This window comes from Paenibacillus sp. FSL R7-0189, from assembly GCF_037969925.1.
In the GTDB taxonomy this organism is placed as follows: Bacteria; Bacillota; Bacilli; order Paenibacillales; family Paenibacillaceae; genus Paenibacillus_AQ; species Paenibacillus_AQ odorifer.
In genome coordinates this window covers 6,401,011-6,419,674 of record NZ_CP150223.1, presented here as the reverse complement: position 1 = coordinate 6,419,674, position 18,664 = coordinate 6,401,011, and the positions used below count along the sequence as shown (strand labels likewise).

The 18,664-nt window shown below is 42.2% G+C and carries 15 protein-coding genes and 1 other annotated feature; of the genes, 8 read left to right on the top strand and 7 right to left on the bottom strand.

Annotated features, from left to right (window positions below; genetic code table 11):
- Nucleotides 1-21: 21 nt before the first annotated feature.
- Entirely contained in the window at nucleotides 22-786 is a 765-nt protein-coding gene (locus MKY63_RS28260; RefSeq protein ID WP_339813639.1) for an exodeoxyribonuclease III, read from the top strand.
- A gap of 67 nt (nucleotides 787-853) precedes the next feature.
- Here the strand turns inward: MKY63_RS28260 and MKY63_RS28255 are convergent, their stop codons facing one another.
- Together MKY63_RS28255 and MKY63_RS28250 are read right to left on the bottom strand one after the other, a co-directional pair.
- Nucleotides 854-2,293, bottom strand: coding sequence for a serine hydrolase (locus MKY63_RS28255; protein ID WP_339810690.1), 1,440 nt, complete (start codon nucleotides 2,291-2,293; stop codon nucleotides 854-856).
- An 87-nt stretch (nucleotides 2,294-2,380) separates the two neighbouring features.
- Entirely contained in the window at nucleotides 2,381-3,517 is a 1,137-nt protein-coding gene (locus tag MKY63_RS28250; RefSeq protein ID WP_036686342.1) for a VanZ family protein, read from the bottom strand.
- 152 nt (nucleotides 3,518-3,669) lie between these two features.
- Between MKY63_RS28250 and MKY63_RS28245 the strand changes: the two genes are divergently transcribed.
- From MKY63_RS28245 to MKY63_RS28235, 3 genes are all read left to right on the top strand, one after another.
- On the top strand, nucleotides 3,670-4,017 hold the full coding sequence (locus MKY63_RS28245; RefSeq protein WP_036686343.1) for a hypothetical protein: 348 nt from the start codon (nucleotides 3,670-3,672) through the stop codon (nucleotides 4,015-4,017).
- Between the two features lie 103 nt (nucleotides 4,018-4,120).
- Nucleotides 4,121-4,579 carry a hypothetical protein gene (locus tag MKY63_RS28240; RefSeq protein ID WP_036686345.1) on the top strand — a complete coding sequence of 153 codons (459 nt, stop codon included), beginning with the start codon at nucleotides 4,121-4,123 and terminating at the stop codon, nucleotides 4,577-4,579.
- A gap of 104 nt (nucleotides 4,580-4,683) precedes the next feature.
- Complete coding sequence (locus MKY63_RS28235) at nucleotides 4,684-5,916, top strand: aminopeptidase (protein ID WP_036686346.1); 1,233 nt, start codon at nucleotides 4,684-4,686, stop codon at nucleotides 5,914-5,916.
- Nucleotides 5,917-5,984: 68 nt separating this feature from the next.
- Here the strand turns inward: MKY63_RS28235 and trpS are convergent, their stop codons facing one another.
- Complete coding sequence (gene trpS, locus MKY63_RS28230) at nucleotides 5,985-6,980, bottom strand: tryptophan--tRNA ligase (protein ID WP_036686348.1); 996 nt, start codon at nucleotides 6,978-6,980, stop codon at nucleotides 5,985-5,987.
- A gap of 104 nt (nucleotides 6,981-7,084) precedes the next feature.
- Nucleotides 7,085-7,367: a binding site (T-box leader), on the bottom strand.
- A gap of 197 nt (nucleotides 7,368-7,564) precedes the next feature.
- On the opposite strand from trpS, the gene MKY63_RS28225 reads away from it, so the two are divergent.
- The gene (locus MKY63_RS28225) at nucleotides 7,565-7,990 is read left to right on the top strand and encodes a hypothetical protein (RefSeq protein ID WP_036686349.1); all 426 of its coding nucleotides are present in this window, start codon (nucleotides 7,565-7,567) and stop codon (nucleotides 7,988-7,990) included.
- Between the two features lie 150 nt (nucleotides 7,991-8,140).
- Here MKY63_RS28225 and MKY63_RS28220 read toward each other — a convergent pair whose 3' ends face one another.
- Entirely contained in the window at nucleotides 8,141-8,524 is a 384-nt protein-coding gene (locus MKY63_RS28220; RefSeq protein ID WP_036686351.1) for a winged helix-turn-helix transcriptional regulator, read from the bottom strand.
- Between the two features lie 223 nt (nucleotides 8,525-8,747).
- Here MKY63_RS28220 and MKY63_RS28215 point away from each other — a divergent pair, with 223 nt between their 5' ends.
- Nucleotides 8,748-9,284: a sigma-70 family RNA polymerase sigma factor gene (locus tag MKY63_RS28215; protein ID WP_036686352.1), complete on the top strand. Its 537-nt coding sequence runs from the start codon at nucleotides 8,748-8,750 to the stop codon at nucleotides 9,282-9,284.
- Nucleotides 9,277-10,398, top strand: a complete 1,122-nt coding sequence (locus MKY63_RS28210) for a DUF4179 domain-containing protein (protein ID WP_036686354.1) — start codon at nucleotides 9,277-9,279, stop codon at nucleotides 10,396-10,398. The genes MKY63_RS28215 and MKY63_RS28210 overlap by 8 nt, the downstream gene beginning before the upstream one ends.
- Before the next feature lie 775 nt (nucleotides 10,399-11,173).
- Here the strand turns inward: MKY63_RS28210 and MKY63_RS28205 are convergent.
- Entirely contained in the window at nucleotides 11,174-13,369 is a 2,196-nt protein-coding gene (locus tag MKY63_RS28205) for a pectate lyase (RefSeq protein WP_326046600.1), read from the bottom strand.
- Between the two features lie 167 nt (nucleotides 13,370-13,536).
- On the opposite strand from MKY63_RS28205, the gene MKY63_RS28200 reads away from it, so the two are divergent.
- The gene (locus MKY63_RS28200) at nucleotides 13,537-15,108 is read left to right on the top strand and encodes an ABC-F family ATP-binding cassette domain-containing protein (protein WP_076104302.1); all 1,572 of its coding nucleotides are present in this window, start codon (nucleotides 13,537-13,539) and stop codon (nucleotides 15,106-15,108) included.
- A 2-nt stretch (nucleotides 15,109-15,110) separates the two neighbouring features.
- On the opposite strand, the gene MKY63_RS28195 is transcribed toward MKY63_RS28200, so the two are convergent.
- The gene (locus MKY63_RS28195; protein WP_036686357.1) at nucleotides 15,111-16,916 is read right to left on the bottom strand and encodes a sensor histidine kinase; all 1,806 of its coding nucleotides are present in this window, start codon (nucleotides 16,914-16,916) and stop codon (nucleotides 15,111-15,113) included.
- Nucleotides 16,917-16,921: 5 nt separating this feature from the next.
- Nucleotides 16,922-18,550, bottom strand: coding sequence for a response regulator (locus tag MKY63_RS28190; RefSeq protein WP_326046597.1), 1,629 nt, complete (start codon nucleotides 18,548-18,550; stop codon nucleotides 16,922-16,924).
- Between the last annotated feature and the right edge of the window lie 114 nt (nucleotides 18,551-18,664).

Sequence of the window (18,664 nt, the reverse complement as noted above, 5' to 3'; positions counted from 1 at the left end):
ATGCAAGGAGAAACGTTAATGATAAAGTTGGTATCATGGAATGTGAATGGCCTTCGGGCCTGTGTGAAAAAAGGGTTTGATGAATATTTTAAGGAAGTAGAAGCAGATATTTTCTGTGTTCAGGAGACAAAGCTGCAAGAAGGGCAGATTGTTCTGGAACAGGGTGAAGAATACAATCAATATTGGAATTATGCAGTGAAAAAAGGGTATTCAGGCACAGCTATATTCACCAAAATCAAGCCGATCTCTGCGAGATACGGAATGGAAGAGGATGAAGAAGCGGAAGGCCGGATTATTACGCTGGAGTTCGAACATTTTTATCTAGTGAATGTTTATACACCAAATGCCAAACGAGATCTGGCTAGATTGGATTACAGAATGGAATGGGAGTACCGCTTCCGCAATTACCTTCTGGAACTGGACAAGCTAAAACCAGTCGTTGTATGCGGCGATATGAACGTAGCCCATCAGGATATTGATATCAAAAATGCTAAAGCTAACCGCGGAAACTCTGGCTTTACCGATGAAGAAAGAGGAAAAATGAGTACGCTGCTGGAGTCCGGCTTCATAGATACCTTTAGATATTTTCATCCAGAGCTTGAAGGCGTTTATTCATGGTGGTCTTATATGCCGAAGGTGAGAGAACGGAATGTAGGCTGGCGGATTGATTATTTCCTAGCTTCTTCTAGACTTGCACCTAATCTGCTGGATGCCCAAATTGATTGCCACATTATGGGGAGCGATCATTGCCCGGTCATCCTCAAGCTTGCTGATTTCACTGACTAGGATCGAATATTTAAAAGGCCGCTAAGTCTCTTTAAAGGACGAAGCGGCCTTTTTTATTCATTAAGAATTATAGTCTGCCAATGATCTCAGGGAATTCAGTCGGTCCCATATTCACATTAAACTTTTGTTTAAGAATTAGCTGCTTCTCTAGTAAGATTATTTCAAGAGTTATGCAAAAAGGCATTTCAATAAACAATAAAGTGAGCTGTAGCTGATCATCAGCAACCCAAGTAAAGCTGGACATGATTCGGTTCATGGAAGCATCAATGACCTGTGCGAAGCTTTCGAGCCATTTCCCTCGACCAAGACAGATCACAGAATCCTCTCCAGTCTTAAATTGTAAAGTAACTGCAGCTTCGTTGTTATTGAAAGAGATAGAGAAGGTGTCCAAGGCAAATTGGTTGTCATCGAGCTTATAGGTTAAGCTGTTTATTCGTTCTTCTTGTGATGAAGATGGCTGCAGTTGTGGCGGTTGGATAGATAAATACTTTAATTGTTCAACCAAGTGGGTAGAAGCAGCAGGCTCTAATGGCAAGGGTGCTTGCTCCATCGCGGGAAGCAGATGTTCCCACACAGCATTCAACATTCCTTGTATACTGTCTGATGCAGCAGTAGTAATAATTACGGCATCTTGCTCCGGAAGCACGACACAGAGTTGACCGAAGGCGCCATCTGCCCGGTAGGCACCGTGCTGGCATTGCCAGAACTGATACCCATATCCCATTGCCCAGTCATGATCGCCTTCGCCATTGGAAATATGTTTGGAAGTAGCCTCATTAATCCACTTTTCAGGCAGAACCCGTTGATTATTCCAGATTCCTTTTTGTAAGTATAGCTGGCCGAATTTAGCGATATCCTCGGTTGTAATGTTTAAGCCAAATCCCCCTGTGTTAATTCCGCGTGGACAAGACTCCCACGTTGCGCTGTGAATGCCCAGAGGAACGAAGAGGCGTGGTTCTAAATATTCTAGCAGTGTTTGGCTAGTAACCCGCTGAAGGATCGCGGCCAGCATGTAAGTAGCACCGGTATTATATAGGAAATGTGTACCTGGTTGTTTCTCGACCGGGACGGAGAAGAAAGCCTTCACCCAATTCCCGTCTGCACTTTTGCGAAGTGTGTCCATAGTATCCACGACATGTCCGGTACCCATCATCAATAGATGTCTGATTGTCATATTGGTTAGATTGTCTGTGATTGGATCAGGAGCATCTTCAGGGAAAAAGGATAGGACAGAATCATCGAGGGTGACGAGTTTCTCTGTAACAGCAAACCCGATTGCGGTTGAGGTGAAACTTTTGCTAAGTGAAAATAACATATGCGGAAGATCGGACCTGTAAGGGGCCCACCAGCCTTCAGAGACCACATAACCATGTCGAAGTAGCATAAAGCTGTGCAGGCCTAAATTTTGTTCCTCTACTGCACTAATAAAGCTGGATATTGCGGTTGATGAAATGCCCTGTTCTTCTGGAAGACTTCTAGATAACCGCAAGCTGCTTGTAGTTTCCATACGCTCATCTCCTAAATTTTGAGAATGCTCACCTCCTAATTCTATAATAATTTCCAATGTTAAAATACCCTTTAAAAAATAACTAGTTTAGCTTTCTACAGGGCTGTTGCTGGATACATCAGATTGGAGCCGTTTCTCTGGCCAAGAAATAACATGAGAAGTTTGACTTAGTTTCTCATATATTAACTGAGTTTCTTTTTTGAATATACTAATGACTAAATGAATAAAGAAAGCCAAGTCTATCAATAGAACAAACAGATGAATAAGCATATTCCATACGGAGGAAAGATGCCCTAGAAGCGCGGAATCAAGCAAAAGAGCGTGAATCCCAAGCAGCAACCAATATAGCAGGCCATATCTGAGCATCAGAGCCCAGAAAAAAGCATGATTCCCGCTGCTCTTCACCCGAATCCGCACCATCCATTTCCCTAAGGTCCGTCCGCCCGTGAGAGCCGGAACAAGCATGAAGTAAATACCAGTTACAATCCAGAAGGCAGCTTTTATATCGAATCCGAAGAGTACCCCAAACCCGATGCTCCACACCATACTATCGATTAGAAAAGCTATTCCTCTGCGGGTATAGGAGACTCTTTTGGCAGAGCGGTCAATGTTTGTATCCAGTTGTTCTATACGTGGCAATAGCCCGGAGATCCAAATGGAAATTCGAAATCCAAAAATCCCTCCGATTGTGTTGGTAATGAGATCATCGACATCAAAAAGACGGTAAGGATGATCGAAGAAACCATAAATTCCTGTAATCTGCGTGATCTCAAAGGACAGGGAAAAGGCAAAGGATAGTAGAATGCACACGACCCAGCGTGTACGAAAATAATAGCCCAGAAACATTCCAAACGGTACGGTCAATGCAACGTTAAAAATGACCTGTAAAAATGCAGGCTCACGCAGTAATGACCAGTAGGTCGAGATTTGATCAGGGATGATCGACGATCCATCCACAATATCCTGAATAAACTGAAGGGGTATGAATTGGACGATACTCCCAGAAGGTGCAGCATTGTGCCGGGAGGATGGAAAAGGAAGCAAGACAAGAAAATAAGCGTTCATCAGATAGAGCAGCAGCAGATATAGGATTAAAGCTCTGAGCTTATGTATATAGCCATGTCTGCGGTATTGTACGATAAGAAAAGGAAGTGTGAAGAACAGCGCTGCTATTGGAAACATCATGAACGCATACGAAATTGGAAAAAAGTACGAATGAAACATAAGTCACCTGCCGTGGAATTGTTTTTATAAGAAATTTGACTCTACTTGGAAATTAGCTATCCCCGGCTCATTATAAGTTTTTATGATAGGGAACTCAACTAATTTATCGAACGTTTCCGGCATACATATGTCTATGAAGGAGCGTGAAGTGGATGGAGAAAAAGGTTCAGCAGTATTATCGGCTCAAGCAAAAGCAAAAAGATATTGAAAAAGAATTGGCCGAGCTTCGTCAGGATATTTTAAATTATTGTAGTGAGCAGGAAACCACCGAGACTGAAATTGGCAGCTATAAAGTGAAGCTGGTCGTGCAAAACCGCAAAGAATATGATGATGCAAAGTTATATGAGACCTTATCGGACCCTGAAGTGTGGCGTTTGCTCTCCAAATCAGATCCGGCAAAGGTGGCAAGCTTGACCAAGTTGAATGTAATTTCAGAGGATAAAATCATGCATACTTATACTTTGAAGACCGTAACACTGCTGCAGGTGGATAAAAAATAGTGATTCAAGTGAGCGGTTCCTTGTGGGAGCCGCTTTATTTGGCTGATAACTGTCCAGATTAAGGGAATATGTTACAGTATTAGGGTGGATGGGAGGTTGAATAGTGAAAAAAATAATCATCGGAGGCGTCATGGGCTTAACGATTTTACTTTTTTTCTTGTTTATCTTGCGGCATGATAATCAATCACTTGAGGTAAAACCGGATGTTATGTTCCCAACAGCGGAATACAGGGTGACTGATAGTAGTGCTCCAGGATTACCTATGCTTATAACTGCTGAAGGGGCGAATGTTATTAAGATACAGGTTACGTCCGGCAATTTATTGTTATGGAACCCCCCTGACTACAAGGTGCATAACAAAGGTCTTGAGCTGAAAATCAAATCTGGAGATCAAATTTATTGGAGTCCAATGGATGGAAATAATAAACAAATAGATGAGCCTCAGGATACCAAGATCATAGTGATTGCTTACCATAATGATAAGCAGATCGGAATGTCCAACGTAGAGATTCATAAGAATGATCTAGGTGTCTATACAGGGGAAATACCTGAAGTGAAGTAACTGAGAATCTAAATCGAATCGCAACTATCCTCGTTTTGCGTTAAAATAAGAAGTGAAGCTGACCGAGTGCTTATAGCAACCCTAGAGATGGAGGAAGAGAATTCATGAAAGATTTTGAAGTAATGCTGGAGAAATACGCGAACCTAGTTGTAAAAGTAGGAGTAAATGTACAGCCTGGACAAGTCCTTATGGTACATGCACCGATAGAAACCGCAGAACTTACTCGCTTGATTGTAGCGAAAGCCTATGAAGCGGGAGCTAAATATGTAATTGTTGACTGGGACGATGAAGCAACTACACGGATCCGTTATGAAAAAGCCCCAGAGGATTCTTTCGATTACTATCCACAGTGGCAGGCTGAGATGATGGAGAAATTCGCGGAAGAAAATGGTGCCATCTTACATATTAAAGTACCTGATCCGGAACTGTTTAATGGCATTGATTCTTCTAAGGTATCTAGAGCAGTCAAAGCAGCAGCTATTGCTCGCAAGAACTACTCCAAATATACTCGGAACAGCAAAATCAGCTGGTCTCTGGTCAAAGCGCCAACACGTGCTTGGGCGAACAAGGTTTTTGCCGATCTTCCTGAAGAAGAACGGGTAGAGGCGATGTGGGAAGCTGTATTCCAGATGAATCGTGTGGGCAGCGATGATCCGGTAGCTGCTTGGAGAGAGCATATTGGTCAGTTGAAAGAAAGTCAGGATAGAATGAACGCTAAACGTTATAAAAGCCTGCATTACCGTGCTCCGGGAACGGATTTGCATGTAGAGCTTCCGGAAGGCCATTTATGGCGCGGGGGTGGCGGTGAGAATGATAAAGGTGTTTATTTTGTTGCTAATATGCCAACGGAAGAAATTTATTCCATGCCCCATCGTACTGGAGTGAATGGCACAGTTAGAAGCACGCTCCCTCTTAATTTGAATGGACGTTTAGTTGAAGGACTTTCATTCACTTTTGAAAAGGGGAAAGTCGTAGCTTATGAAGCTGAATCCGGACGCGAGCATTTAACCTCACTGCTGGCAACGGATGAAGGTGCATCTTATCTAGGAGAAGTAGCCTTAGTGCAGCATGATTCTCCAATCTCTCGCTTGAACCGCATTTTTTACAATACAGGGATTGATGAGAATGCCTCCTGCCATTTCGCGCTAGGAAGTGCTTATCCTGTAAATATTGAAGGCGGCACAAAGCTTACGAACGAAGAACTTGTGGCTAGAGGAGCTAATGTCAGCTTAACTCATGTCGATTTTATGATCGGTTCAGCAGAGCTGGATATTGACGGAGAGCTGGCGGACGGCACGATTGAACCCGTATTCCGTAAGGGAAATTGGGTGTTGTAAGGAGAAGAAAAAAGCCGGATCTCTTCCAATGAGCTTCCGGCTTTTTTGAGTACCTATAAATATCATTTTTAGATTGAAAAATAGTTAAGACTCATAGCCTCACGTACTTCGGCCATTGTTTCCTGAGCAATGCTGCGAGCATGCTGTGTTCCAGAGATTAAGATTTCCTGCACAAGCTTGGGCTTAGTAGCATAATAGGAACGTCGCTCTCGCATCGGTTCTATAAGCTGATCTAGAGCTGTCGAAATCAACTGTTTGCAAGCAGAACAACCCATGGTACCCCGCTCACAGCCTTCACGAATTTCGGTTACCCCCGCTGAGCGAAAAGCACCATGATAAGCAAAAATAGGACAGATATCTGGATGTCCAGGAGCATTTTTATGCACACGCGCAGGATCGGTTGTGGCTTTTCTTATCTTGAAGGTGATTTCTTCCTTAGTGGAGTCCAACTCGATGGCATTGCCAAGGCTTTTACTCATTTTAGCGTTGCCATCCGTACCCACAAGTCTCGGCGTCTCACTGATCAGCGCTTTGGGTTCCACCAGTATCGGGCTGTACAGCTCGTTGAATCTGCGGACGATTTTGCGGGTTAATTCCAGATGGGGGAGCTGGTCTTCTCCTACAGGAATGATCGTTGCTTTACAAAAAGTTATGTCAGCAGTCTGACTAACTGGATAACCTAGAAAACCGTAATACAATTCATCTAAGCTGGAATTTTTTGATTCGGCTTTAATCGTGGGATTATGCCGTAAAGAATTCACAGTAACAAACATAGAGAACAAGATGGTCAGCTCTGCGATTTCAGGGATCATCGATTGAATAAATATAGTTGTTTTCTCCGGATTTATACCCGCAGATAAATAGTCCAGTGTGATCTCATGCAGATTTTGACCCAGCAGCTGCGGACGATCAAAATGGGTCGTTAGGGCTTGAATATCCGCTAAAAACACAAAAGTTTCATATTGCTCCTGAAGGGCTACTCGGGTCTGCAAGCTGCCGGCGTAATGGCCAAGGTGAAGCTTTCCAGTCACTCGATCTCCAGTTAAGACACGTTCGTTCATCATATAAAAATTCCTCCTGTTATTTAGCATTTGGTTACACTCGAGTCGCCACCACCAGCCATCATCCATGGCCATCACCTCCTTTAAATGACAAAAAAACCTCATCCAATAAGGACGAAGTTGTCGTGGTACCACCTTAAATGATCGTGTCACCTTACGATTCTTGGCTTTCGATCTTCTCTTACCTGTACGGAGAGGTTGAATTAATTCTCGATACAGGTCCCTTGATAACGGCGGGAACCCCGGTTTTCCCTACTGCATCCATTAAGATAGTTCGGAAAAACAACTATAAAGGCCATTCGAGCATACGCTGGTCACCGGTTCGCACCTACCACCGGCTCTCTGAAGACCATGTTCGTCTGTCTACTTACCCTTTGTCATCGTTGTTCATGATATGTGAATTATTGTAATTCTGAACAGGGGTGTTGTCAATGAGTGGAAATCGTATGGTGATTGACAAGGTATCTAGGTTTATATGATCTAGCAAAGTATACCTTAAATGTATATAATCATCAGGAATTTAGTCCAATCTATCATTGCGGATTCACAATATACTACTCTATAACCTTGAAATGGAGTGATGATAAATGGCGACAATAATAAGTTATGGGTCACAGGCAAAAATCCCGTTAGATCCGTTTACTACAGCTATAACGGTTGCAGGGATTCCTGGAGCTGGAGCGGGTCTAGCCACAGCGCAAGTAAATATTAGTCCGGCTAATCCGGCTTCTTTCTCCAGTAGAGTCGAGTTAAATGGTAGTTTTAGTCTTACTGCACTTGCTAATAGCCAATTTCTTGTTATCATCCGACGAGCTGGAGTCGATATTTATAGATCCTTTTATCGTTTTACTACTATTACTGATATTCAATTAAGTGCTCAGTGGGTTGATGGTGCTTATATTGGAGTCCACAACTATGAATTGGTAATTCAGAATGATAGCAACTTGCCTATAAATCTATTTGGACCCATATCATTCACAGCAACTGCTATTGGAGGAGAGGGCGTAATTTAAGTTATGTTCCTATGCGCCATTCAAGGGACGGGTGAATCAAAGCTTTGGACAGTTGAATCGATCTGATTCAGCTGTCCTTTTTTCATGAACGTATAATTGAAGTGCAACTCTCGCAGCATAAATATCCAACCATACCCTTGATAGAGCGGTTTATTTATTTAAAATGTTATCCTCTAAAACAGCGTATTTATCGCCGAATTGCTTAATGATATGTTGTTCTCCCCAATTACATAATGCAGTCAAAATATCGCTTAAACTATCACCATATTCACTAAGCTCGTATTCTACTTTTGGTGGAACCTGATTATAAACAATTCGGTTGATGATTCCATCTGCCTCAAGCTCGCGTAGCTGCTGGGTTAACATTTTTTGAGTAATGCCGGGCATCAACTGTTTTAACTCGGAGGTGCGTTTTTTGCCATGAGTTAAATGACATAGAATTACGCATTTCCATTTCCCTCCGATGACCTCTAGTGTGGCTTCAACAGAAATATTGTATTTTTTCTTGACAGTTGTTGTTGGTGTTGTTGTCATGATAACCTCCATGGTATGGGTACTTTTTAGTACCTATGGCACTTTTAAGTGCGTACTATTGATTATGTCCAATTTAACCTATCATAACATTTTTCGTTCAATTTTTATAGAATGCTATAATTTAGAGAGCTTTTGGCAAAAAAGTTAAACGAAACAAAAACCGTTTCTATACCTCCCCCGTCTTAATCTATGAAAGGTTGAAGAGGGGAGGCTAAGGAAGGACATGACGATGACTAATGCAGAAATGAAAAAAGTAACGATTCTTGATACTCGGAGCGAGACGGATTTTTACGATTCGATATTGGTACATAGAGAACAACTGTACAGTATTGCTTATAGTTACTTGCGGAACCGAAACGATGCGCTGGAAGCGATGCAGGAAATGACTTGCCGGGCCTGGATTAAAAGAAAAACATTAAAGGACCCCAAAGCATTCAAATCATGGATTATTCGAATTCTAATTTATGTCTGTATAGATGAACAAAGACGAAGAAAACGTTCCATGCCGCTGGTAGATGAAAGAATAGGAGAACAGGTCACACATATTGGCCATCATAGGATGGAAATGTTGTGGGCACTTGAGCAGGTTAAGCCCAAGTATCGCCATGTGCTGCTGCTAAAATACTACAACGATATGACCTTGACTGAGATCGCTAACATTATGAATAAACCCGAGGGAACGGTTAAGACTTGGCAACATAAAGGGCTCAAGCAGTTGCGAACCATCATAAAGAATCGGGGTGAATGGAACAATGAGTAGTCAAGAGGAGCTTGCCATGTTAAGCGATGCCGAACGTATCCCACAAGAACAAAAAATAGAGAATGCAGCCGCTCAAATCTATGCGATCCAAGCAGGCTTGGAATTAGGCAAGAAACGTGGCAGAAGGTTAATGTTCACAAAAAGCGCGATGTCTGTGCTGGCGGCTGCAGTGATGATAGCGGGCCTGCTGTTCTTCAATCCAACCCAGCTGATGCCACAGCAAGGGACTTCGAGTGCTGAAACGTTCGATTGGGGCGTGTTGGAGCCTTTTAAAACATTGGCTGCAGCTGATATTGATGCTCTTACTTTAGAGTCTGCAATCCGGAATGATTATGTACAAATCGTTAATAAGAGTGCTGAATCAAATGGATATAAAATTACTCTGAATGCTGTGCTTGCTGATGAAAACAAAATCATGCTGCTGTATACAGGAACAACAAGTGATGGTCAGGAAGTGTACAGTGTAAATAGTGTGAAGCTGACAGATGCTGAAACTGGACGAGATGTAATGGAGGAGAATGGGAATAGAGGCGGAATGGGAGCACACGCAGAGGGAACCATATATACTTGGCTCGGCAAAACTGTATTTTCACTGGACCGAAATAAACCAAGGCCAACAGACGTAGTGGCGGATTTTCAGATTGCCTCTGTAGACCCGGGAATGTTAAGTAAACCGAAAACAGGAACGGTTTTATCTGACATGCGGTATTCTGATCGTTTAAAAGTAAACTTCTCTATTGATCCTAAGTTTTGGGAGCTGAAGACGGAGACGTTAGTTGTGGACCACCCTTTCAAAATTGACGGACAGGAAGTAAAACTAGCCGAAGTCGAGCTTTCTCCGTTAAGCATAGCGCTCAAATATACGATAAATGAGGAATTGCAAACGGATTGGATCGTCCGAAATGAACTGTTTCAAAAGCTCCCCTATGAATTAACTGCGCAGGTTGGGAAGCACGACATTAAAATTAATCCGAATTCTGGTAGTGGAGCTGATGATGGATTTATAAGTTACTTCAGCAGTAATGTGTTGGATCACCCGAAGTCACTGCGTTTGAAGCTTAGTGCGGGGGCAGATCGAGAGAAAGAAGAGTATATTGATATTCTGAAAAAATGAGCGGTAAGCGATATTAGTGAATATGCGTTGGAAGTCGTAATATAGAAAAAGGCCGCTGGTTGCGGCCTTTTTGTTATTGTTGGGACATTATACTAACTTTGTGAGTTACCATTAACACCAAACGCATCACTTGTTAATGAGAACAAACTCCTAATGCTCCTATCGGGACTATATGTGCTTAATGCTCCTCACGGGCTACAGGCTCTTAATGTTCCTCAGGCTTCTCACGTTTCACAGGCTTCTCACGTTTCACAGGCTCTTCATGTTCTCAGGCTCCACATGTTTCACAGGCTCTTCATGTTTCACAGGCTCCTCACGTTTCTCATGTTTCTCACGCGCGTAACACTCCTAACGGACTGTATTGCAACTATTTTGGCTTTTTTGACCATTTTGCTGAGTTTTCGGACTGCATAGCTCTTATTGGTCTAAATCCACACCAAAATTAAGCATATTGGGTTGAATAGCTGCATCTGAGTCCGATAGCACTGCGAAATGCCCGGATTCTTCGAAATAAGGGCTCCTGAGTCCGAACCATCTGGCCTCGTAAATACTGCACAGTAAACTGTAAATAACTGTCTGAGCGTCTTAGCTATTTCGGCGGAACAAAAGTGGCGTTAGTGCGGTACAAAAGTGGTGCTAATGTGGTGCTAATGTGGTGTTAATATGGCGCTAATATGGTGCAAAGGTGGCGCTAATGTGGCAACTAAGTTAGTAACTTTTCTCGTTGTAGTTATGGGAGTATGTGTTCAGTGATTAGTTAGTCGCATTAGTCGAATTAGTTACTGTAACTTGTTTTCAACCATTCCTCGTTTGACCAGGACAATTTGCCAGCCCCTGAACCGTCAACAGCGGTAAGTCTAGATTTTAGACTAACTGGGTCATCTGAAGTGTAGCTATAAGGTAGTGTTGTGAATCCGTTCCATGCAAATGCTTTAACGGCAGCGGGTGCAGGGGAGAGAGGGCTGTTCTTAGATGTACTGTCTCCTCTGAATGTTGCTCCATCTAGTGAATAGATCGTATCTAAAGCTGCGATTGCACCCGTATATTTGCTATTACTCGCATCCGCTTGATTGTTGCGAAGTGGATTCACTACATCAATGATTACAGAACTTTCAAGTAATACAGCTCCTCCTTCTGTCGAGATTGCTCCGTTACTTGTAACCCCGAAATGATACCCCTTGCTTGAGATCGCTTTTTCCATAGCGGAGGTTAGACGTTTTTTAGCCAATCTGGTATCTTCGTTGTCCATTACAATGTTATAGGCATGCGCATTACCACTACGAAGGCGGGGCATGCGGTCTTGTATATCTTTATAGTAGTTGTGATGGAGCGTCACAGAAAGAAGCGCATTATCAGCTGCAAATTCTGTTGCGCCTATTAAATGGCCCTTTTTTTGACTAGCGGCAATCGCAATGATGTCGTCTTTACTTAGGCCAACTGAGCTGCTTCTTAAATAAGCGTACATGGGATAAGCAGCCTTGTTGGCTTCCATAGCATTAATTTGCTGAGTAACCCAGCTGTTTGCGTTTCTATCATCCCCTAAGAAGGAAGACCATGAAATGGTGACGCCGTTGCTGCCTTTTTTAACATCGACAACTCCGTCATAAGATTTATTGAAGGTGCAGTGGTCGATCCATACGTTGTTGCTATTCTCAATGGTGATGTAGTCCCAGTCGTTTTTATCGTAATTTCCTTTGGTTGCTTCATCCCATTCCCACAGCTCATCAAATTCAAGGTTGCGGATGATGACGTTAGAGCTTCTTTTAAAAGTAAAAGCGGCATGTTTAATGGTTGCACCCTTAGCAGAGAAAATGGTCAAACCGTCGAAGTTGTCTATAGACACTTTGCTGACACCAGTCTCTATTAATACGGGATGTGTTAAAGCACTGTTATGAGCGCTAAATGGGGAGATCTTTGCCGCATCAGAAATTTCATTCCATCCCAGATCCAAGTCGTTCATAATTTCAATAACCTTTATTTTGGATCCTTTTCTCAGTGCAGTGGCAAGATCTTCTGCGCTATATACCTTTTTATAGAGTGGACTGGTTTCTTGGATATTTCCACCACCTGTTGTTCCTGTGGCAAACCCAGCCAAATCATATTCACTAACCTGTACCGGTGTAGGCGTTGGTGAAACAGTTGGTATCGGCGTAGCAGTAGGTGTTGGTGTGACAGTCGGAGTCGGTATTGCAGTCGGTATCGGTGCAGCAGTAGGTGTTGGTGTAGCAGTAGGTGTCGGTGAAGCAGTTGGTGTCTGTGAAGCAGTCGGAGTCGGTATTGTAGTTGGTGTTGGTATAGCAGTCGGAGTCGGTATAGCAGTTGGTGACGGCGTGACAGTCGGTGTCGGTGTAGTGCCATTGGTGTCAGAAACGGTCACGTTGTCGAACATCGTAATTGTCTTAAAGGTAACGAGCCCTGCTGTACCTTTTTTTAATTTGGAATCGGAAGCTGAGAGCTCCAGCGTATCATTTACATACATGTTGATGGTATTTCCGCTCATTTCAAGTTTTACATTATACCAAACTCCTGTTTGCAGAGTGTAGGGTTTGCTGGTCAAAGTTGTAGTAGATCCAGAAACCTTTTTTCTGATTTCCAGCATGCCATCATTATTATTATACAAAGAAGCTGCATAAAAATTATTTCCATCTATGTATCTGCCTGCAACATAAGTTCTGTTTGAGCCATTAAAATCAACTACTTTTACATCCGCTTCCACAGTGTAATCGCTCCAGGCTGAATCACCTGCAGAAGTACGTCCTTCTTTTGTGGCAGACTGGTAATATACGCTGTTGCCTTCGTCCTCAACAATAGTCCAATTCCCACTAGTGGATGTCCATAGATTATCGCCCTCTTCAAAGCGGTCTTGGAAGAAGGTAGAAGCACTTGCCGGATACACAATAAAAAGAGAAAATAGCAGGGTTATGCACATAGTAACACTCACATTTTTCTTGATTGATTTTAGCAAACTCATTGTAATCCTCCTTATGTATTTATAAATTTATATTAATATAAATACATATATCGGAAATAAATATAAGTAATAATATGATTATAAAGTCCTTTTTTTAATTAGTGCTATAATAGCTTTTTGGGTATTCAACGATGAATTCTGATCTATACGAACTAGGAGTGATAGACTTGAGCGTAATCCGAATGGAGAACGTAACTAAGAAATATGAGAATACATTAATCTTTCGAGATATTTATTTTCGTGTGAGCAAGGGTGAACGTATTGGCTTAATCGGACGAAATGGAGCAGGTAAATCTACTGTTTTTAAGCTAATAATGGGAAAAGAGGAGCCAACGGCAGGAAAAGTAGAATTAGATCCCAATGTGAAGATCAGCTACTTCTCTCAATTCTCGGAGCTTTCCGGGTCTTTGTCTGTACAACAAGAGTTAGAACTTTGCTTCGAAGAGGTAGCACGCATTGAACAGGAGCTTAACCAAATAGGAGAACAGCTAGGGCAGGTGTCGGATGATGTCCAGATGAATGTACTTTTAGAGCGCCAAGCTGAGCTTTTTGGACAAATGGAGCATTTGGATGGCTGGAATGTATCTGTGGAAATCAATACGGTGCTGACTAAATTAGGATTCGATGAGAGATCGCGGCATCAACCTGTAGAGGAGTTATCCGGAGGCTGGAGGAACCGCGCGGCACTGGCTAAAGTCTTAATTGAAGGGCCTGATGTTGTATTGCTCGATGAGCCTACTAACTTTTTGGATATGGAAGGGATCGTATGGTTGGAGCAGTGGCTGCACCGTTTCAATGGGGCGATGCTTCTGGTCTCTCATGATCGGCAATTTATTGACAGAGTGGTCACGCGGACGATAGAAATCGAGAACTATCATTTCCAGGAATATGAAGGGAATTATACCGATTACGTTCGTAAAAAGAAGATGCGCAAAAAAGTGCTCGATCGGCAATTTGAGTGGGAAGAAGAACTTCTCCTTATGGAGTCTGAGGCCATTGAAAACCGCGGTAGTAAGAAGTCCTCTAAGGATCGTCTTTCGCGTAAGCTAACGGATATGAAAAAACGAGTGGAACCTCATCCTGTTAACGTATTAATCACTGATATCTATAGCAATTTACGTTTTCCTGACAAGCTGGGGGAAGTGAAGCGGGTTGGACAAAGTTATGATGGCCGCTCCATCTTCCAGAACATTAGCTTCGATATTCAAAAGGAAGACCGGATAGCAATCGTGGGTCCGAACGGCAGCGGAAAGTCGACACTCATCAAAGTACTGACTGGACAAGAAGCACCGGAATCGGGGGAAGTGACTTGGGAACGCGGGGTCAGCTATGCGTACTTTAATCAGATGTGGGATGAGCTGGATCATAAAGATACCGTCAGCCATGCCGTAAATGTTTATGGACTGGGACTGGACGCACCGCGGAAAAAGGTGAATAAATTTCTATCGATGCTGCAATTCTCGGAAATGGATCTGAGTAAAACGATTGGCAGCCTTTCAGGTGGACAGCAGGCCAGAGTGGCTTTAGCGAAATGCCTTCTCTCCGGAGCTGCTGTCATTATTTTAGATGAGCCCACTAACCATTTGGATTTAACTAGTATTCAGGTGATGGAGCAGGCGTTGATTCATTTTCCTGGCGCTGTAGTAACAGTTAGTCATGATCGGTTTTTTATTGATAAAATAGCGACGAAAATGCTCACCTTTGATCCTGAATTAGGCATTACTGAGCAAAATGTCTAGGATTACGCGGGAAGACGGATGATCACTGTCGTTCCTTCACCTACGTGACTGGAAATTTCAATTCCATATTTTTCGCCAAAATGAAATTGAATACGATCATGAACATTTTTAATGCCAATATGTTCCTCATCTAAGGTATCTGAGGGTTGAGAGAGACGGAAACGAAGCTGTTTAAGTTTCTCTTCCTCGATGCCAATGCCGTTATCTTTAACGATAATCAGCATATCATCCCCCGATATCACCGAGGATACCTCAAGCAGACCTGGTTCACTGCGACTTTCTAGGCCGTGTACGATAGCATTCTCTACGATGGGCTGCAAGGAGAAGTGCATGACCTTAACGATCTCGCATTGCGGATCTAGCTGTTCCATATACTGTAATTTATCCCCAAAACGTAACTGCTGAATTTTCACATATAGCCGGACATGCTCAAGTTCTTCGCGCAAGGTAACGGTGATTTTCCCAGTCTGAATATGAATCCGAAACAATCTGCCCACGATTCCCACCATCTCGCCAATCTCTCTTTGCCCATTGATGATGGCTTTCATTTGAATTGATTCAAGGACATTTGCCAGAAAATGAGGATTGATTTGGCTTTTGAGCGCACCATACTGGGCTACCTTTTGTTGAGCCTTGGCCATCGATGATCGCTCAATATAGTTTTGCAAATCTTTTACCATTTTACGAATTCCATTATATAGAACCCCAAATTCATCTTGGCGGTTACTGTACAAATCCACATCGAAATTACCCATCCCCACCAGCTTCACCTTCCGGCTTAACAGAATAATAGGTTTGGTTACACGTTCCGAGAGGATATACATAAATAAGAGTGCAGTGACAAGCGATAAGAGCGCCAAAGTTAAAATGATTTTGCCAAGAAAAGAAGCCTGCTTAGTCATCTCTTTTTCATCAATATATTGAATGACCTTCCAGTTGGAGTAAGGAGAAGTAACAAAATTAATGTACGAATCCTTGTCATCAAAAGTACCATATAAGCTCCCGGCGTCATTGTTCATAAAAGTGTTAAGCGCCTGTTTGTCGATGGGGATAGGCTCTAAAGGACTCGTCTCCAATGAATCTGAGCTATAAACGTTGCCTCCTTTATCGTCTAAAATAATGAATTTCCGCTTGCTATTCTCGGACAGCTTTAAGATTTCACGTAATGAATCCAGCCGGATATCAATTAACATGACACCTAAGGGCTGCTTGCTTCCTTTTTTATTAATGACTCTGGCGATGGAGATGACGGATTGTTTAGAATTGGTGCGATAGAAGGGGAGATGACTTCCAAATAGGATTACACCACCCTTTTTTTGTTGCGTCTGTAAATACCAATCCTCTTGGGTGTAGTCCTTCACATCATAATCCGCACGATTGAAATTGGCGGAGTAGAATACACGTGACCCCGCGAAAATCTGCACACTGTCGACATTTTTAATCGTCATTTCAATCCCGCTGATGAACTGTTCAATCGTGTTTCCATACTGAATACTTAGATCATTCCCGATATTATCTTTGTTGATAGTCCAATGCTCGAGGGCGGTTTGTAATTGACTATCTACTTGGGCATTAAGGGTCCCTTTTTCAATACTTTGCAGATACTGGTCGATGTTGAAAGAAAGATTATTAAGGATGAGATTAGAGCTGCTTTGATATTCATTTTTGACGGCTTGATTTGAAAAAATATAGATAATCGCGGATATAATCAGCAAAGGAATGGTAATGGTCAGGATCATCAGCACAAAAATCTGCCGATTGACATGCCGCATCCGATAACGCTTTTTTGGCTGGTTTATTTGCATCATTTTGCTTACCACCCCGATTGTTTTCTATAGTCTGATGGGGTCATGTTGGTAAAAATCCGGAACGTTTTAACGAAATGCTTATAGCTTTTGTAACCACACATTGTGCAGACATCGGTCACCAGAATCTCCGGTTTTTTTAAGCATTCCTGCGCGTATTCCATACGGATTTCGGTTACAAATCGCATATAGTTCTTATCGAGTTTTCTTTTGAACAGACGACTTAAATAAGAAGGGTTATAGAAGAATCGATCCGCTACCATTTGTAGAGTAATATCTTGATCAATATTAGCTCTAATGAAGGATTTAATATGTTCAAAGATAATTACATCCTGCTGATGGTTATCCGTCAGACCTTCGGTATAAATGTTTCCCAAATGAACCATCCAATTCCCCAGCCACTCGAACATGACCTCAAGGGAGTGGAAATCCTCTACAAAAGTGAGGTTTAAGAGTTTATCGCTGTACACACCATCCATATGAATCTGATTTTTATTAGCGAAGCGGATAATGACACTTATAATTTCTTGTAAATACGCAAGCCATAGATCAGGTGAAGGGCCATCTGTTTTATGCAAAATATCTTGTGCCAATCGTTGCATTAATTGTAGAATCTCTTGTTTATTGGCATTTTCGATGCAGGAGATTATTCGTTTCTTATCGTTGTCATCTAGTTGAATAAGCGTTGGTTTAGTAGCTGTGGCGCCTGCCTTTATGGATGAGATATGGAATATATTGCGCTCTTTCTGATAGAAGCGCTGATATAACAGCTTTTCAGACTCGTGAAGTAATGAAGTGATTTGAGATAGTTCGTTCGTTACTGTGCCTATAGCAAGATAAAGGGCAAAATGATGTTCTAGTGTAAGCTTGTTAAAATGCTGATCGAGTTCAGTAAGTACTTGTGTCTCAAAAGGGATAGTGCTCGTTGCAGTCTGTGATCCCATGACTATTAGCCCGTATAGTTTGGATTTAGCAGAATATGTAAAAATAGATCGTGGCAGATCTGCCGGGAGATAGGCCTCCGTAGCAAGATGTATAAACTTAGTAGCCTGTTCTCTCATCCACAAGGTGGATTGTGAAGGAGTTTCTCTGATAAGGAAACCTGCCAAAACAAAAGGGAGATACAAATAATGTTTACTTTTGAAACTACATAATTCAGCGATTAAATTAGTGTCCATTGCAGGTTGTTCTTCTTCCAGTAGTAGCTTTATGAGTTGTGAGCCTTCCAGAGTAGAACGTTTTCTTTGTTCTTGTTGTTTAAGTTGCAGCTTGTTCATGCATTCTTGAATCACGGTTAGACTTTCTTCATATTCCAAAGGTTTGAGCAAAAAAGCATGTACACTCCCAAGTTTGATGGCTCGTTGAGCGTATTCGAAATCATTAAATCCCGTCAAAATGATAAACAAAGTATCAGGAAGGAATTGGCGAAGCTCTTCGATCATCTGAAGACCATCCATTTCGGGCATGCGAATATCAGTGATCACTAAATCTGGCTGCTCACGCAGTGCGGTAACGAAGCCTTCTTTTCCATTCTCCGCTTCAACAATACTCTGAACACCAAGCTCCTGCCACGAAAAGTAATGTTTTAATCCCGTCCGTATTAACGGTTCATCCTCTACAATCATAAGCTTGTACATGAAATCCCTCCGGAAGACTAGATTTATAGTGGATTATTCAACATCGATACCATCAAATGTAAGTTATAAGCTAAAAATTAAAATAATTATAGGTGAAATATGTAATGTATTATA

Excerpts from the sequence above, each read along its gene's own strand:
- MKY63_RS28190 (WP_326046597.1), bottom strand. The coding sequence starts at position 18,550 with ATGTACAAGCTTATGATTGTAGAGGATGAACCGTTAATACGGACGGGA.
- MKY63_RS28205 (WP_326046600.1), bottom strand. The coding sequence starts at position 13,369 with ATGAGTTTGCTAAAATCAATCAAGAAAAATGTGAGTGTTACTATGTGC.
- MKY63_RS28215 (WP_036686352.1), top strand. The coding sequence starts at position 8,748 with ATGACGATGACTAATGCAGAAATGAAAAAAGTAACGATTCTTGATACT.
- MKY63_RS28245 (WP_036686343.1), top strand. The coding sequence starts at position 3,670 with ATGGAGAAAAAGGTTCAGCAGTATTATCGGCTCAAGCAAAAGCAAAAA.
- MKY63_RS28250 (WP_036686342.1), bottom strand. The coding sequence starts at position 3,517 with ATGTTTCATTCGTACTTTTTTCCAATTTCGTATGCGTTCATGATGTTT.
- MKY63_RS28210 (WP_036686354.1), top strand. The coding sequence starts at position 9,277 with ATGAGTAGTCAAGAGGAGCTTGCCATGTTAAGCGATGCCGAACGTATC.
- MKY63_RS28255 (WP_339810690.1), bottom strand. The coding sequence starts at position 2,293 with ATGGAAACTACAAGCAGCTTGCGGTTATCTAGAAGTCTTCCAGAAGAA.
- MKY63_RS28235 (WP_036686346.1), top strand. The coding sequence starts at position 4,684 with ATGAAAGATTTTGAAGTAATGCTGGAGAAATACGCGAACCTAGTTGTA.
- MKY63_RS28195 (WP_036686357.1), bottom strand. The coding sequence starts at position 16,916 with ATGATGCAAATAAACCAGCCAAAAAAGCGTTATCGGATGCGGCATGTC.
- MKY63_RS28220 (WP_036686351.1), bottom strand. The coding sequence starts at position 8,524 with ATGACAACAACACCAACAACAACTGTCAAGAAAAAATACAATATTTCT.
- trpS (WP_036686348.1), bottom strand. The coding sequence starts at position 6,980 with ATGATGAACGAACGTGTCTTAACTGGAGATCGAGTGACTGGAAAGCTT.
- MKY63_RS28225 (WP_036686349.1), top strand. The coding sequence starts at position 7,565 with ATGGCGACAATAATAAGTTATGGGTCACAGGCAAAAATCCCGTTAGAT.